Below are 13999 nucleotides of genomic sequence, written 5' to 3'. Positions count from 1 at the left end.
CCTTAAGTTGGCTGGGCAGCGGCGATGCGTGAATTTTTGCGCTGACGGCGAACCATCTCGCCCGCCAGGGCCAGGTAGGCCAGCGCGCCGCGCGATTGCTTGTCGTAGGCCAGCGCCGGCATGCCGTAGCTCGGCGCTTCGGCCAGGCGGATGTTGCGCGGGATCACCGTGTCGTAGAGCTGGTCGCCGAAGTGTTCCTTGAGCTGCGCCGAAACGTCGTTCATCAGGCTCAGGCGCGGGTCGTACATGGTCCGCAGCAGGCCTTCGACCTTCAGGTTCGGGTTCAGCAGTTCGGCGATGCGCTTGATGTTATCCACAAGGTCGCTGAGACCTTCGAGCGCAAAGTACTCGCACTGCATGGGGATAATCACCCCGTCAGCGGCGACCAATGCGTTCAGCGTCAGCATCGACAGCGACGGCGGGCAGTCGATGAGAATGTAATCGTAGTTTTCACGGATCGGCGCCAGCGCGCTGCGCAGACGGCTTTCCTTCATCTGCATTTCCAGCAGGACCACTTCGGCCGCGGTCAGGTCGCGGTTGGCTGGCAGCAGTTGATAACCGCCGTGCTCGGAGTAGTGCATGGCCTGGGCCAGATCGCATTCGCCGATCAGCAGGTCGTAGACCGAATTTTCCAGGCCATGTTTATCCACACCGCTACCCATGGTGGCGTTGCCCTGTGGATCGAGATCGATCAACAGCACCCGGCGCTTGGTCGCGACCAGGGATGCTGCGAGGTTGATGCAGGTGGTGGTCTTGCCCACACCACCCTTCTGGTTCGCTATCGCGAATACCTTAGCCATTCTTGCTTGTGTTCCCAATCATGCCGTGCGGCGCAGTATCAGCAGATGGCGTTGGCCTTGGCAACCGGGTACGGCCAGGGCGTGTTCGCTATCGAGTTTGAAGTCTGCCGGCAATGCTACCAGCTCATCGGCCGGATGAACGCCCTTCATTGCCAGCCAGCGTGTATCGGCGTCGCCGAGGTGGCGCGTCCAGTTAGTGAAGTTCTCCATGCTGCTGAACGCCCGGGAAATGATCCCGTTGAAAGGCTGGGCAGGCTGGAACGCTTCGACGCGACTGTGGATAACTTGCAGGTTATCCAGTTTGAGTTCGAGTTTGACCTGGGTCAGGAAGCGGGTTTTCTTGCCGTTGCTGTCCAGGCAGGTCACTTGTGCGTCCGGAAACAGGATCGCCAACGGGATCCCCGGCATGCCGCCGCCACTGCCGACGTCGAGCCAGCGGCCGTTTTCGATGAACGACATGACGCTGAGGCTATCGAGCAGATGCCGTGATACCATTTCGTCCGGATCGCGCACCGCGGTCAGGTTGTAGGCCTGGTTCCATTTGATCAACAGGGCCAGGTAACCCAACAGCAATTCATGCTGGGTTGCGCTGAGATTGACACCGAGCGCACGGGCTCCTGTGGATAACTCTTCGGCGTGTTGCGAAGTGACCTTAGAACTCAAGCGCTTTGCTCCAACTGACGGCCGGCGCCGCGTTTTTTCAAGTGAATCATCAACAGCGAAATCGCTGCCGGGGTCACGCCCGGGATCCGCGAAGCCTGACCGAGCGTCTCCGGACGCGTCGCACCGAGCTTGCTCTGGATCTCCTTGGAGAGACCGGAAATGTTGGTGTAATCGATATCCACAGGCAGTTTCGTGTCTTCACTGGCGCGCAGACGGGCGATTTCGTCCTGTTGGCGGTCGATGTAACCGGCGTATTTGGTCTTGATCTCGACCTGTTCGGCGACCTGTGGATCTTCGGCGCCCTGCCCGGTCACTTCGACCAGACCAGCGTAGTCGATTTCCGGACGACTCAAGAGATTGAGCAAGTTGTATTCGTGGGTCAGCGGCGTGCCGAACTTCTCGGCAATCGCATCGCCCTGTTGAGTGCCCGGACGCACCCAGGTGCTTTTCAGGCGCTGCTCTTCGAGTTCGATGCTTTCGCGTTTCTTGCAGAAGGCCGCCCAGCGCGCGTCATCGACCAGACCCAGTTCGCGACCTTTTTCGGTCAGGCGCAGGTCGGCGTTGTCTTCGCGCAGGATCAGGCGGTACTCGGCACGCGACGTGAACATGCGGTACGGCTCTTGGGTACCGAGGGTGATCAGGTCGTCGACCAGCACGCCGATGTACGCCTCGTCGCGACGCGGGCACCAGGCTTCTTTGCCCTTGGCACGCAGCGCGGCGTTGGCCCCGGCGAGCAAACCTTGCGCACCGGCTTCTTCGTAACCGGTGGTGCCGTTGATCTGGCCAGCGAAGAACAGACCGCCGATGACTTTGGTTTCCAGGCTGTATTTCAGGTCGCGCGGATCGAAGTAGTCGTACTCGATCGCATAACCCGGGCGCACGATGTGCGCGTTTTCCATGCCGCGGATCGATTGCACGATCTGCAATTGCACGTCGAACGGCAAGCTTGTGGATATCCCGTTCGGGTACAGCTCATGGGTGGTCAGGCCTTCCGGTTCGATGAACACCTGATGGCTTTCCTTGTCGGCAAAGCGGTGAATCTTGTCTTCGATCGACGGGCAGTAGCGCGGGCCGATGCCCTCGATTTCGCCGGCAGCGGAATACATCGGCGAACGGTCGAGGTTGGCCGCGATGATTTCGTGGGTGCGCGCGTTGGTGTGGGTAATCCAGCAGCTGACCTGACGCGGGTGCTGTTCCTTGTTGCCGAGGAACGACATCACCGGAATCGGCGTATCGCCCGGTTGCTCGGTCATCACCGAGAAATCCACAGAACGGCCATCGATACGCGGCGGCGTCCCGGTTTTCAGGCGCCCGACGCGCAGCGGCAGCTCGCGCAGACGACGCGCCAGGGCAATCGACGGCGGATCACCGGCGCGGCCGCCGGAATAATTCTGCAAACCGATGTGGATAAGTCCGCCAAGGAAGGTCCCGGTGGTCAGCACCACGGAATCGGCGAAGAAGCGCAGACCCATTTGCGTGACGACACCGCGTACCTGCTCCTGCTCGACGATCAGGTCGTCGGCGGCCTGTTGAAATATCCACAGGTTCGGCTGGTTTTCCAGGATTTCGCGGACAGCCGCCTTGTACAGAATGCGGTCGGCCTGTGCACGAGTGGCACGCACGGCCGGGCCTTTACGGCTGTTCAACACGCGAAACTGGATGCCGCCCAGATCGGTGGCCATGGCCATCGCGCCGCCGAGGGCGTCGATTTCCTTGACCAGATGGCTTTTGCCGATGCCACCGATGGCCGGGTTGCAACTCATGGCACCGAGGGTTTCCACGTTGTGCGTCAGCAACAGGGTTTTTGCCCCCATGCGTGCTGAGGCCAGTGCTGCCTCGGTACCGGCATGACCGCCGCCGATGACGATCACTTCAAAACGGGAAGGGAAATCCACCACGCACCTCGTGCCTGCTTAAGTAGGTCATTCAGGAATAGTTTGAGATCAGGTTTCTGAACCTGGTCGGCAAGTATAGGGACTTCGCCCTTCCTAAAGAACCCTTTGCACAAAATTTAACCAGCTGTGGAGAACTCGCGGTTAAAAAATAAAAAAGAGAGAAATTTATAAAACCTTTGTTTTTATGTTTATTCTTAGTGCCCGACCTTTCTGTGGATAGATCGCTACAGCCCTTTATATTCAATATGTACAGAGTTTCAAAACCCTGTGCTCATGTGCCAGTGAGGGGCTTGGATAACCGGTGTAAGCCTGTGGATGAATGGGCTGGTTATCCACAGAGGCAGTTATGTTCAGTTTTCAGGCCCGGTTATCAACTGACCTCAGTGGCAGTTATTCACAGGGCTTAATCCACAGAAAATCGACGAGTGAACGGGTTTCGGCGACAGGAAATCGCCAGCCAAGGGTTCGGCCGGGACGGAAAGACGGGAAAAACCCCGATGGAAGGATTGGCGCGGGCTATTGTGAGAGAAGGTAACAGAGGCTAATAATAGCCATTATCATTAACGCGCCCGTCCTGCCATGCCCTTAACCGCCCATAACGCTGTGATCGAGCAAATCTACGAGCAACACCATTCGTGGCTACATGGATGGCTCAAGGGCAAATTGAACGACGCCTGCGATGCCGCCGATGTCGCGCACGACACCTTCGTGCGGATCCTCGCCGCGCGTAATGCCGCACACATTCGCGAACCACGCGATTATCTGGCCACCGTTGCCCGCGGACTGGTCATCGACCGCTATAGAAGGCGCGGCATCGAAGCCGCCTACCTGCAAACCCTGGCCGCGCGGCCCGAGGCCGTCGCGATCAGCGAGGAAGACAAGGCTCTGATCATCGAAACCCTGGTCGCTGTGGATAAAGCACTGGCCGCGCTCGGTGCCCGGACCCAGCGGATTTTCATGCTGTCGCAGATCGATGGCCTGACTTATCAACAGATCGCCCTGCAGTTACGGGTTTCGTTGACCACGGTGAAAAAACACATGATCCGCGCGCTGACCGAATGCGCGCTGATAATGGCGCAGCCGTGATGGCGGCCGCACCCAATCGCCAGGTCTTCGAGGCGGCCGCCAGCTGGTATGTGCAGTTCCAGGCCGAGCCGCCAACCCTCGCCGAGCAGCGAGCCTGGCAGCTGTGGCTGGACAGTGACCCGGCGCACCTGGCGGCGTGGAACCAGATGGAACAGCTGCAGCGCCACCTCGGTACGTTGCCGCCCGACCTCAAACGCCGCGCATTGAACAACGGCCAGCAACGGCGCCAGGTGCTGAAGTTGCTGCTGCTCCTGGCCGGCAGCGGGGTGGTTGGCTGGAATGCTCAGCAACACAGCGCCGTGTGGGCCGACTACAAGACCGCGGTTGGCCAGCGGCGCTCGCTGTCGCTGGCCGATGGCAGTCAGATTCAACTCAACACGGATACCGCCATCGACGTGTCCTTCGACAGCCGCCAGCGATTGATTCGTCTACGTGGCGGCGAGATCCTGGTGCAGACCGGTAAGCTTGGCGATCAACGGCCGTTTTTCGTCGAAACCCGCGATGGTCGGGTGCAGGCTCTGGGCACGCGGTTCTCCGTGCAGCAATTGGCGGACTCGACCCGCGTTGGAGTGCTCGAGGATCGGGTGAGCATCCAGCCCGCAGGGCAAACGGTCACCGCGCAAATACTCAAGGCGGGCGAAGGGGCGGATTTCGACAGTCGACACATCAGCGTCGTGCACCCGTTCCAGTCTTCGCAGGTGGCGTGGATCAACGGCCAGTTGATCGTGCTCGACGCGCGCCTCGGCGACGTGGTGCAGGAGCTGGGCCGTTATCGCCGCGGCGTTCTGCACTGTGATGATCGTGCGCGCAACCTGCGGGTATCCGGCACATTCCGGGTGGATTCCAGCGATGCCGTGCTGGCTAACCTGCAGGCCTCGCTGCCCATCCACATCCGCTATTTCACTCGCTACTGGGTATCCATCAGCCATACATCCTGATCGATCCGCCACCTGGAAAAAAAATCACCAGCGGGGGTTATCTTTTTTGCTCCTGGCCCGGCCCTTCAGGTAATCGCGATAAACGCGGCTCTTTGCCACCTTCAGGGCTTATCCACACATGCGTCTTCCCACGTTCCGTCAGCGTTTTTCCCACCACTGCATTGCCTATAGCTTACTGATGACCAGTGCCTGCGCCGGTCTGGTGGTGAGCCAGAGCGCGTCAGCCGCGCAGGCCACCCAGCATTACAGCATCGCGGCCGGTCCGCTGGACAACGCCCTGAGCCAGTTCGCCGCTGCCGCCAATGTGATTCTGTCGTTCTCGCCCCAGCAGACAGGCCACTTGCGCAGCGCCGGGTTGAACGGCCAGGCCAGCGTCGACCAGGGATTTGCCCAATTGCTGCAAGGCTCGGGTCTGCAGGCCGTGCCCCAGGCGCCGGGCAGTTACATCCTGCAGGCGTTGCCGAATGGCGAATCGCTGGAACTGGCGCCGACCAACATCAATGCCCAGCAGGCCAACCTGATGGACCTGGATTACTCGGCGGACGTCGGTTACAAGGCCCAGAACAGCCGGATCGGTACGAAAACCAGCACGCCGTTGTCGGAAACGCCACGCTCGGTATCGGTGGTCACCGCGCAACGCATGAAAGATCAGAAATCTCAGACACTCACCGAAGTACTCGGCTACGTCCCAGGCATATTCGCCCCACCGTTTGCCGCCGGCGACAGCCTGGCGGGCGATCTGTTTTTCATCCGCGGTTTCAATGCCACCGATTATGGCTACGGCCTGCTGCGCGATGGACTACGGGTTCAGGGCAACCGCTATGACACCAGCACCGAACCCTACGGTCTGGAACGGGTGGAGATTTTCCGCGGCCCGTCCTCGCTGCTCTACGGCGAAAATGCCCCGGGCGGCCTGGTCAATCTGGTCAGCAAGCGGCCGACCGCCGCGCCGAAAGGCGAAGTGCAACTGGGCTATGGCTCGAACAACCGGCGGCAGGTGGGTGTCGATGTTTCCGGTCCCTTGACCGACGAAGGCAATATCCTCGGCCGGGTGGTGATGCTCGGTCGCAAGTCGGACACCCAGACCGATCACGTTCCGGACGATCGCCTGTACATCGCGCCGTCCCTGACCCTGAATTTCGACGACTTCAATACGCTGACCCTGCTGGCCAACTACCAGAAGGACCACACCAACATGGAGCTCGGCCTGCCGGCTGCGGGGACCTTGTTGAGTAACCCCAACGGCAAGTTATCCAAAGGCACCATGCTCGGTGATCCGGACTGGAACACCTTCGAACGGGAAACCTGGAGCAGCGGTTACGAGTTCAGCCATTCCTTCAACGACGACTGGCAGTTTCGCCAGAACTCGCGCTACATGCAGTCGCGCATCACCCGCCATGAAACCTGGCCAGGTAACCTGAATAACGGCGGATTCGGCACACGCTTGAACATGACCGCCTACGATCGCTTCAACAAATCCATGGTGTACTCGCTGGATAACCAGCTGGAAGGCAAATTCCAGCTCGGCGAACTGCAGAACACCGTGCTGTTCGGCGCCAGCTACGACCGCACCTCGTTCAATCAGGACTGGAATGCCGGCCTGGTCGGACCGATCGATATCTACAACCCGGTTTACCTGCGCGATCCGACCACCCCCATCGCGGTGCAGAACACCCTGCTCGAGCAGCAGATGAAAGGGGGTTATGCACAGATCCAGAGCAAGTATGACCACTGGCTGTTCCTGCTGGGCGGGCGCCAGGATTGGGTCGACAGCGATTTCCGCGACAAGGTGGCCAAGGCCAGCAACATCAGCTCCGAGGACAAGAAGTTCACCTATCAGGGCGGTGTGATGTACCAGTTCGACAACGGTATGACGCCGTATGTCAGCTATTCCACGTCGTTCGTGCCGGTGCAGCAGATTTCCAATGCCGGTGCACCGCTCGATCCGATCACCAGCAGCCAATACGAAGTGGGATTGAAATACGAGCCGATTGGCTGGGACACCGCATTCACCGCGTCGGTGTATGACCTGCGCAAGAAGGACGACACCTATTTCGATTCCACCACCGCAACTTACCGTCAGGTCGGAGAGAGTCGCTCCAAAGGCGTGGAACTGGAGCTCAACAGCAATCTGACGCAGAACCTGAACGTCACGGCCGCCTACACCTATACCGATGCGCGGATTACCAAGGATGCCGCGACATCATTGGTCAAAGGCCATCAAATGACCGGCGTGCCACGTAACCAGGCATCGGTCTGGGCCAAATACCGTTTTCTCGACAGTGAGCTGAAGGGGCTGTACGTCGGTGGTGGCGTGCGTTATTTCGACAGCGCCTTTGCCTACACCGCACCGAGCCTGTACGGAAAACTCGACGCCGGCGACGTCACGTTGGTGGACGCGGCCATCGGTTACCAGATCGACAGCCACTGGAGCGTCGACCTGAACGCGAAGAACCTGTTCGACAAGGAATATGTGTCCGGATGCAACGATGCCGGACGCTGCTACTGGGGTGAAGACCGCACCTTGCTCGGCACGGTTTCCTACAACTGGTAAGCCTGAAACAGGGCTGTGGATAAATTGTCCACAGCCCCGTTTGTTCACTTGCCGATACAGAAGCTGGAAAAGATCCGCCCTAGCAGATCATCCGAGCTGAAGGCGCCGGTGATTTCCCCGAGCGACTGCTGGGCTTGGCGCAAGTCTTCGGCGAGCAATTCGCCGGCACCGGCCAGTGTCAGCTGTGCGCGGCCGTGCTCCAGCGCCGCACTGGCGTGACGCAATGCCTCCAGGTGACGGCGGCGGGCGCTGAAACTGCTCTCCGACGTCTGCTCGTAACCCATGCACGCCTTGAGATGATCGCGCAGCAAATCCAGACCTTCTCCGGCGTCTTTGGCGCTCAGGCTGATCGTTACATGGCCATCGTCGCTGACTTCGAGGGCGATGGCTTCTGCGGTGAGGTCGGCCTTGTTGCGGATCAGGGTGACTTTCGCCGGATCCGGGCGGGTTTCGAGAAACTCCGGCCACAGGGCGAACGGGTCAGCGGCTTCCGGCGCGGTGGCATCGACCACCAGCAGCACCCGATCCGCCTCGCCGATTGCCTTCAAGGCACGCTCGACGCCGATCTTTTCCACATGGTCGTCGGTATCGCGCAGGCCGGCGGTATCCACCACGTGCAACGGCATGCCGTCGATGTGGATATGTTCGCGCAGGATATCCCGTGTGGTGCCGGCGATTTCGGTGACGATCGCCGCTTCACGCCCGGCCAACGCATTGAGCAGGCTGGATTTGCCGGCATTCGGCCGACCGGCGATCACCACGGTCATGCCATCACGCAGCAAGGCACCCTGCCCGGCTTCGCGCAGCACTGTGGATAATTCCTCGCGCACCTTGTCGAGCATGCTCAGCACATGGCCGTCGGCGAGAAAGTCGATTTCTTCTTCCGGAAAATCGATAGCGGCTTCGACGTAGATGCGCAGGCCGATCAATTGCTCGGTGAGGTTATGCACACGCTGGGAAAACGCTCCTTGCAACGAACGCAGGGCATTGCGCGCAGCCTGTGCAGAACTGGCCTCGATCAGGTCGGCGATGGCCTCGGCCTGGGCCAGGTCGAGTTTGTCGTTGAGGAATGCGCGCTCGCTGAACTCGCCGGGGCGGGCCAGGCGGCAGCCCAGTTCGAGGCAGCGCTTGAGCAACATGTCGAGCACGATCGGGCCACCGTGGCCCTGCAATTCCAGGACATCTTCGCCGGTAAACGAGTTCGGCCCGGGGAAATACAGCGCCAGCCCTTCGTCCAGGACCTGTTGGTCGGCGCTGAAAAACGCGCCGTAATGGGCATAGCGCGGTTTCAATTCGCGACCGCTGATGGCTTTGGCCGCCACGCTGGCCAACGGCCCGGAAATTCGAACGATGCCCACGCCGCCACGCCCTTGAGCGGTGGCGACGGCTGCGATGGTTTCACGAGGTGCGCTCATAAACCGGTATCCAGACAAAAATGGCAGATAGCAAAACGCCCCACTAGGGGGCGTTTTGCGTGGTGTTATCCACAGAGTAAGTTACGCCTCGGCTTTTTTCGTCGCCGCTTCGATCTTACGCGTGATGTACCACTGTTGGGCAATCGACAGGCAGTTGTTCACCACCCAGTACAGCACCAGACCAGCCGGGAACCACAGGAAGAAGAAGGTGAAGATGATTGGCATCATTTTCATCACCTTGGCCTGCATCGGATCCGGCGGAGTCGGGTTCAGACGCTGCTGGATGAACATGGTCGCGCCCATGATGATCGGCAGGATGAAGAACGGATCCTTGATCGACAGGTCGGTGATCCACAGCATGAACGGCGCCTGGCGCATTTCCACGCTTTCCAGCAGAACCCAGTACAGCGAGAGGAAAACCGGCATCTGCACCAGGATCGGCAAGCAGCCACCCAGCGGATTGATCTTCTCTTTCTTGTACAGCTCCATCATGGCTTGCGACATTTTCTGCCGGTCATCGCCATGTTGCTCTTTCAGAGCGGCCAGTTTCGGTGCCACGGCACGCATGCGCGCCATCGACTTGTAGCTGGCGGCCGACAGAGGGAAGAAGATCCCTTTGATCAGCATGGTCAGGAAGATGATCGACCAGCCCCAGTTACCCACAATCGCGTGGATATGTTGCAGCAGCCAGAAGATCGGCTGGGCGATGAACCACAGAATGCCGTAGTCGACGGTCAGTTCCAGACCTGGGGACAACTCTTTCAGCACAGCCTGGCTTTTCGGACCGGCGTACAGAATGGCGCTGGTTTCGACTTTCGCACCCGGTGCAGCGGTCAGCGAAGGACCGGTGTAGCCGATGATGTAGTTGCCTTTGCTGTCTTTACGCGTCTGTACGATGTTGTTTTCGCCTTTCGGCGCAACCCATGCAGTCACGAAATAGTGTTGCAGCCAGGCGACCCAGCCACCGGTCACGGTTTCCTTGAGCTGCGCCTTGTCCATGTCCTTCATCGACACTTTTTTGTACGGCTCGGAACTTGTCCACAGGGCGGCGCCCAGGTAGGTCGCGGTGCCGGTGGCCGTGGTCGACGAAGGATCGGCGCTGGCGTCGCGTTTCAGCTGGGCGAACATCGAACCGGTCCAGGGCTGAGCGCTCTGGTTATCCACAAGGTAGGTCACGGTAACGTCATACAGGCCGCGTTTCAGGGTGAAACGCTTGATGTAGTTGACGCCGTCCTTGCTGAACTTCAGGTCGACGACCAGTTGGTCCTGACCGTCAGCCAGTTGATAAGTCTTCTTCTCCGAGGAGTAGATCGGACGACCGGCAGGGCTGGCGTCCGGACCATTGGTACCGATCAGGCCGCTTTGTGCCTGGTAGATACGCTCGTTGCCGTTATCGAACAGCTGGAACGGAACGTCCGGACGATCCTGACGACGTGGATACAGCGGCAAGGTCAGTTGAACAACGTCACCACCCTGTGGATCGATCGCCAGATCGAGCACGTCGGTCTTGAGCTGGATCAGATCCTTGCTGACGGCGACCGGTGTTTCGACCGGTGCGCTGGTATCGCTTGCGGCACGCGGGATGTCGTCACTGGTAGAAGCACTGTTGCCAGTGGCGGTGTCCGGCAGACCCGGTGTGGTCGTAGTGGAAGCAACATTCTGAGTCGGCAGGGCAGCCTGGCCATAGTCCTGGTTCCATTTAAGAACCATGACATAGGACACGATTGCCAGGGCGACGATCAGGATCGTGCGTTTGATATCCATGATTACTCGGCCATCGAAGAAGAACGGGAGGTAGGGATAGGTGGAACCGGGTCATAACCACCGGGATTCCACGGATGACAGCGACCTAAACGACGAAAGGTCAGCCAGCCACCGCGCAGAAGGCCATGATTTTCGATGGCTTCATACGCGTAGCAAGAACAACTGGGGTAGAAACGACAGTGACTGGCCATCAGGGGACTAATGGCATAGCGGTAAAACTGGATCGGAACGAGTGCCAGTTTACGCATCTGGACTGTCTACCCCTACAGTTTCGGAGTTGACTGCTGGGACTGGCTTGCTGCGTGCCAGACGTTTCCAGAGTTTGCCGAAATGCTGAATCAATTCGGGGTTTTCTACGTCACCCAAACCTTTGCGCGCGACGATAACGATGTCCCAGCCGACCAGTGAATCCTGGTGCAGGCGAAACGATTCGCGCATCAGACGTTTGAGGCGATTGCGCTCGACGGAGAGCTTTACGCTCTTTTTCCCGATAACCAGCCCGAGACGGGGGTGATCAAGATCGTTGTTGCGCGCAAGGAGCAGGAGATTTTTCCCCGGAACCTTGCCGGTAGGGGAGTCAAAGACTGCCTTGAAATGCCGGGGAGTAAGCAGACGCTTTTCCCGACTGAAGTCCTGACTCACCTCCAGTGCCGGATTATCAAACTGCCAGACGCGCACGACCTTTGGCGCGACGACGCGACAGGACGGCACGACCGTTCTTGGTAGCCATGCGAGCACGGAAACCGTGGGTACGAGCGCGTTTGATAGTGCTTGGTTGGAAAGTACGTTTCATGTCGTGTTACCTGGTTCGTCCACAACGGGCCGGAATGGCCCCCGTTTTAAGAGACCGGGGATTCTAAAGAAAGCAAGCCCTCAGGTCAATTTCCAACCAACGTTTCCTTATAAATAGATCTGCACAGCGTTCACGACGCCGACCTCGTTCGCCAGACATAAAAATAAAGAAGGGAATTATTTAAAGCTTTTCTGTAAAGCTTATAAAAGCTAGGTCGGCATCCGTCTGTGGATAACTGCATCAAGGCCACGTTCCAAGCGATGTACAGAGAATGACAACTACCGTGGAAAACAGTGTTCAGCCTGTGCTGCGCTGTCGGATAACCTGTGTGTGGAACGTGTTGTTATCCACAGGCCGGTTATCCACCGAGTTTCGCCCCCAGTTGTCCAATGCCCTCAGAGGCGGTTATCCACAGAGCTTATGCACACACCGTTGGTCGCCTTTTTTCCGGTTAACACATTGATAAATCATGGCCGGCGGGCAACCTGCATGTGGATAAGTGGACGGCTCGCCGCTACAATGGCCGCTTGTTTTTGCCTCACCGGCTTTCAACTTAGGGGATTTCCGTGTCAGTGGAACTTTGGCAGCAGTGCGTGGAGCTTTTGCGCGAAGAGCTGCCTGCCCAACAATTCAACACCTGGATCCGTCCACTACAGGTCGAAGCCGAAGGCGACGAGTTGCGTGTCTACGCACCGAACCGTTTTGTTCTGGACTGGGTCAACGAAAAGTACCTGGGCCGCGTCCTTGAACTGCTGGATGAGCACGGCAACGGCCTCGCGCCGGCGCTTTCCTTATTAATAGGCAGCAAGCGCAGTTCGGCCCCGCGTGCGGCACCGAATGCACCGCTGGCCGCGGCGGCGGTTTCCCAGGCGCAGCAGGCGGCTGCTCCCGTCAGCGCAGCCCCGGCAGCGCCGGCCGCTTCCCCGGCCAAACGCGCGACGCAGAAAACCGAGGAAATCAGTGAAGAGCCGTCCCGCGACAGCTTCGATCCGATGGCCGGTGCCGCGTCGCAACAGGCCCCGGTTCGCGCCGAACAGCGCACCGTGCAGGTCGAGGGCGCGCTCAAGCACACCAGCTACCTGAACCGCACCTTCACTTTCGAGAACTTCGTCGAAGGCAAGTCCAACCAGCTCGCCCGCGCGGCGGCCTGGCAAGTGGCGGACAACCCGAAGCACGGCTATAACCCGCTGTTCCTGTATGGCGGCGTCGGCCTGGGTAAGACTCACTTGATGCACGCGGTGGGTAACCACCTGTTGAAGAAGAACCCGAATGCCAAGGTCGTGTACCTGCATTCCGAGCGTTTCGTGGCCGATATGGTCAAGGCGCTGCAACTGAACGCGATCAACGAATTCAAGCGCTTCTACCGTTCGGTGGACGCCCTGCTGATCGACGACATTCAGTTCTTCGCCCGCAAGGAACGTTCCCAGGAAGAGTTTTTCCACACCTTCAACGCCCTGCTTGAAGGTGGCCAGCAGGTCATTCTCACCAGTGACCGCTATCCGAAGGAAATCGAAGGCCTCGAAGAGCGCCTGAAATCCCGCTTCGGCTGGGGCCTGACGGTGGCCGTCGAGCCGCCGGAGCTGGAAACCCGCGTGGCGATCCTGATGAAGAAGGCCGACCAGGCCAAGGTCGAGCTGCCGCACGATGCGGCGTTCTTCATTGCCCAGCGCATTCGCTCCAACGTCCGTGAGCTGGAAGGCGCGCTGAAACGCGTGATCGCCCACTCGCACTTCATGGGCCGCGACATCACCATCGAGCTGATTCGCGAATCCCTGAAGGACCTGCTGGCATTGCAGGACAAACTGGTCTCTGTGGATAACATTCAGCGCACCGTCGCCGAGTACTACAAGATCAAGATTTCCGACCTGCTGTCCAAGCGTCGTTCGCGCTCGGTGGCGCGTCCGCGTCAGGTAGCCATGGCGCTGTCCAAGGAACTGACCAACCACAGCCTGCCGGAAATCGGCGATGTGTTTGGCGGCCGCGACCACACCACGGTGTTGCACGCCTGCCGCAAGATCAACGAACTTAAGGAATCCGACGCGGACATCCGCGAGGACTACAAGAACCTGCTGCGTACACTGACCACTTGAT

At 59.2% G+C, this 13999-nt stretch carries 12 protein-coding genes; 4 read left to right on the top strand and 8 right to left on the bottom strand.

Translation table 11 applies throughout. The annotated features are described in order from the left end of the window. Positions 1 to 2: 2 nt before the first annotated feature. The 3 genes from QRN70_RS15380 to mnmG are packed head-to-tail and all read right to left on the bottom strand — an operon-like array spanning position 3 to position 3358. Positions 3 to 800 (bottom strand): ParA family protein, encoded by a 798-nt coding sequence (locus QRN70_RS15380; protein ID WP_007954142.1) that lies wholly within the window; start codon positions 798 to 800, stop codon positions 3 to 5. Between the two features lie 18 nt (positions 801 to 818). Continuing rightward, positions 819 to 1463 (bottom strand): 16S rRNA (guanine(527)-N(7))-methyltransferase RsmG, encoded by a 645-nt coding sequence (rsmG, locus tag QRN70_RS15375; protein WP_285418847.1) that lies wholly within the window; start codon positions 1461 to 1463, stop codon positions 819 to 821. Further along, complete coding sequence (gene mnmG, locus QRN70_RS15370) at positions 1460 to 3358, bottom strand: tRNA uridine-5-carboxymethylaminomethyl(34) synthesis enzyme MnmG (RefSeq protein WP_285418846.1); 1899 nt, start codon at positions 3356 to 3358, stop codon at positions 1460 to 1462. Before mnmG ends, rsmG begins: the two co-directional genes overlap by 4 nt. Positions 3359 to 3937: 579 nt before the next feature. Between mnmG and QRN70_RS15365 the strand changes: the two genes are divergently transcribed. From QRN70_RS15365 to QRN70_RS15355, 3 genes are all read left to right on the top strand, one after another. Beyond that, on the top strand, positions 3938 to 4444 hold the full coding sequence (locus QRN70_RS15365; RefSeq protein WP_285418845.1) for a sigma-70 family RNA polymerase sigma factor: 507 nt from the start codon (positions 3938 to 3940) through the stop codon (positions 4442 to 4444). Further along, positions 4444 to 5382, top strand: coding sequence for a FecR domain-containing protein (locus QRN70_RS15360; RefSeq protein ID WP_285418844.1), 939 nt, complete (start codon positions 4444 to 4446; stop codon positions 5380 to 5382). The genes QRN70_RS15365 and QRN70_RS15360 overlap by 1 nt, the downstream gene beginning before the upstream one ends. A gap of 118 nt (positions 5383 to 5500) precedes the next feature. Continuing rightward, a complete protein-coding gene (locus QRN70_RS15355; RefSeq protein ID WP_285418843.1) occupies positions 5501 to 7936 on the top strand; it encodes a TonB-dependent siderophore receptor in 2436 nt (811 codons plus the stop codon). 44 nt (positions 7937 to 7980) lie between these two features. Here QRN70_RS15355 and mnmE read toward each other — a convergent pair whose 3' ends face one another. The 5 genes from mnmE to rpmH all read right to left on the bottom strand — a co-directional run bounded on the left by mnmE (position 7981) and on the right by rpmH (position 11908). Then, positions 7981 to 9351 (bottom strand): tRNA uridine-5-carboxymethylaminomethyl(34) synthesis GTPase MnmE, encoded by a 1371-nt coding sequence (gene mnmE / locus QRN70_RS15350; RefSeq protein ID WP_285418842.1) that lies wholly within the window; start codon positions 9349 to 9351, stop codon positions 7981 to 7983. 81 nt (positions 9352 to 9432) lie between these two features. After that, positions 9433 to 11115 carry a membrane protein insertase YidC gene (yidC, locus tag QRN70_RS15345; RefSeq protein ID WP_285418841.1) on the bottom strand — a complete coding sequence of 561 codons (1683 nt, stop codon included), beginning with the start codon at positions 11113 to 11115 and terminating at the stop codon, positions 9433 to 9435. A gap of 2 nt (positions 11116 to 11117) precedes the next feature. Next, positions 11118 to 11363: a membrane protein insertion efficiency factor YidD gene (gene yidD, locus QRN70_RS15340; RefSeq protein ID WP_010465488.1), complete on the bottom strand. Its 246-nt coding sequence runs from the start codon at positions 11361 to 11363 to the stop codon at positions 11118 to 11120. Beyond that, entirely contained in the window at positions 11356 to 11757 is a 402-nt protein-coding gene (gene rnpA / locus QRN70_RS15335) for a ribonuclease P protein component (protein ID WP_285419359.1), read from the bottom strand. Before rnpA ends, yidD begins: the two co-directional genes overlap by 8 nt. A gap of 16 nt (positions 11758 to 11773) precedes the next feature. Next, a complete protein-coding gene (gene rpmH, locus QRN70_RS15330) occupies positions 11774 to 11908 on the bottom strand; it encodes a 50S ribosomal protein L34 (protein WP_003213577.1) in 135 nt (44 codons plus the stop codon). A 566-nt stretch (positions 11909 to 12474) separates the two neighbouring features. Here rpmH and dnaA point away from each other — a divergent pair. After that, positions 12475 to 13998, top strand: coding sequence for a chromosomal replication initiator protein DnaA (dnaA, locus tag QRN70_RS15325; protein WP_285418840.1), 1524 nt, complete (start codon positions 12475 to 12477; stop codon positions 13996 to 13998). Position 13999 lies beyond the last annotated feature (1 nt).

Origin of the sequence: Pseudomonas sp. efr-133-TYG-5, from assembly GCF_030209175.1 — a bacterium.
Lineage (GTDB): Bacteria > Pseudomonadota > Gammaproteobacteria > Pseudomonadales > Pseudomonadaceae > Aquipseudomonas.
This window is presented reverse-complemented; position numbering and strand designations above follow the sequence as displayed.

Excerpts from the sequence above, each read along its gene's own strand:
- QRN70_RS15355 (WP_285418843.1), top strand. The coding sequence starts at position 5,501 with ATGCGTCTTCCCACGTTCCGTCAGCGTTTTTCCCACCACTGCATTGCC.
- QRN70_RS15365 (WP_285418845.1), top strand. The coding sequence starts at position 3,938 with ATGCCCTTAACCGCCCATAACGCTGTGATCGAGCAAATCTACGAGCAA.
- yidD (WP_010465488.1), bottom strand. The coding sequence starts at position 11,363 with ATGCGTAAACTGGCACTCGTTCCGATCCAGTTTTACCGCTATGCCATT.
- yidC (WP_285418841.1), bottom strand. The coding sequence starts at position 11,115 with ATGGATATCAAACGCACGATCCTGATCGTCGCCCTGGCAATCGTGTCC.
- mnmE (WP_285418842.1), bottom strand. The coding sequence starts at position 9,351 with ATGAGCGCACCTCGTGAAACCATCGCAGCCGTCGCCACCGCTCAAGGG.
- rpmH (WP_003213577.1), bottom strand. The coding sequence starts at position 11,908 with ATGAAACGTACTTTCCAACCAAGCACTATCAAACGCGCTCGTACCCAC.
- QRN70_RS15380 (WP_007954142.1), bottom strand. The coding sequence starts at position 800 with ATGGCTAAGGTATTCGCGATAGCGAACCAGAAGGGTGGTGTGGGCAAG.
- QRN70_RS15360 (WP_285418844.1), top strand. The coding sequence starts at position 4,444 with ATGGCGGCCGCACCCAATCGCCAGGTCTTCGAGGCGGCCGCCAGCTGG.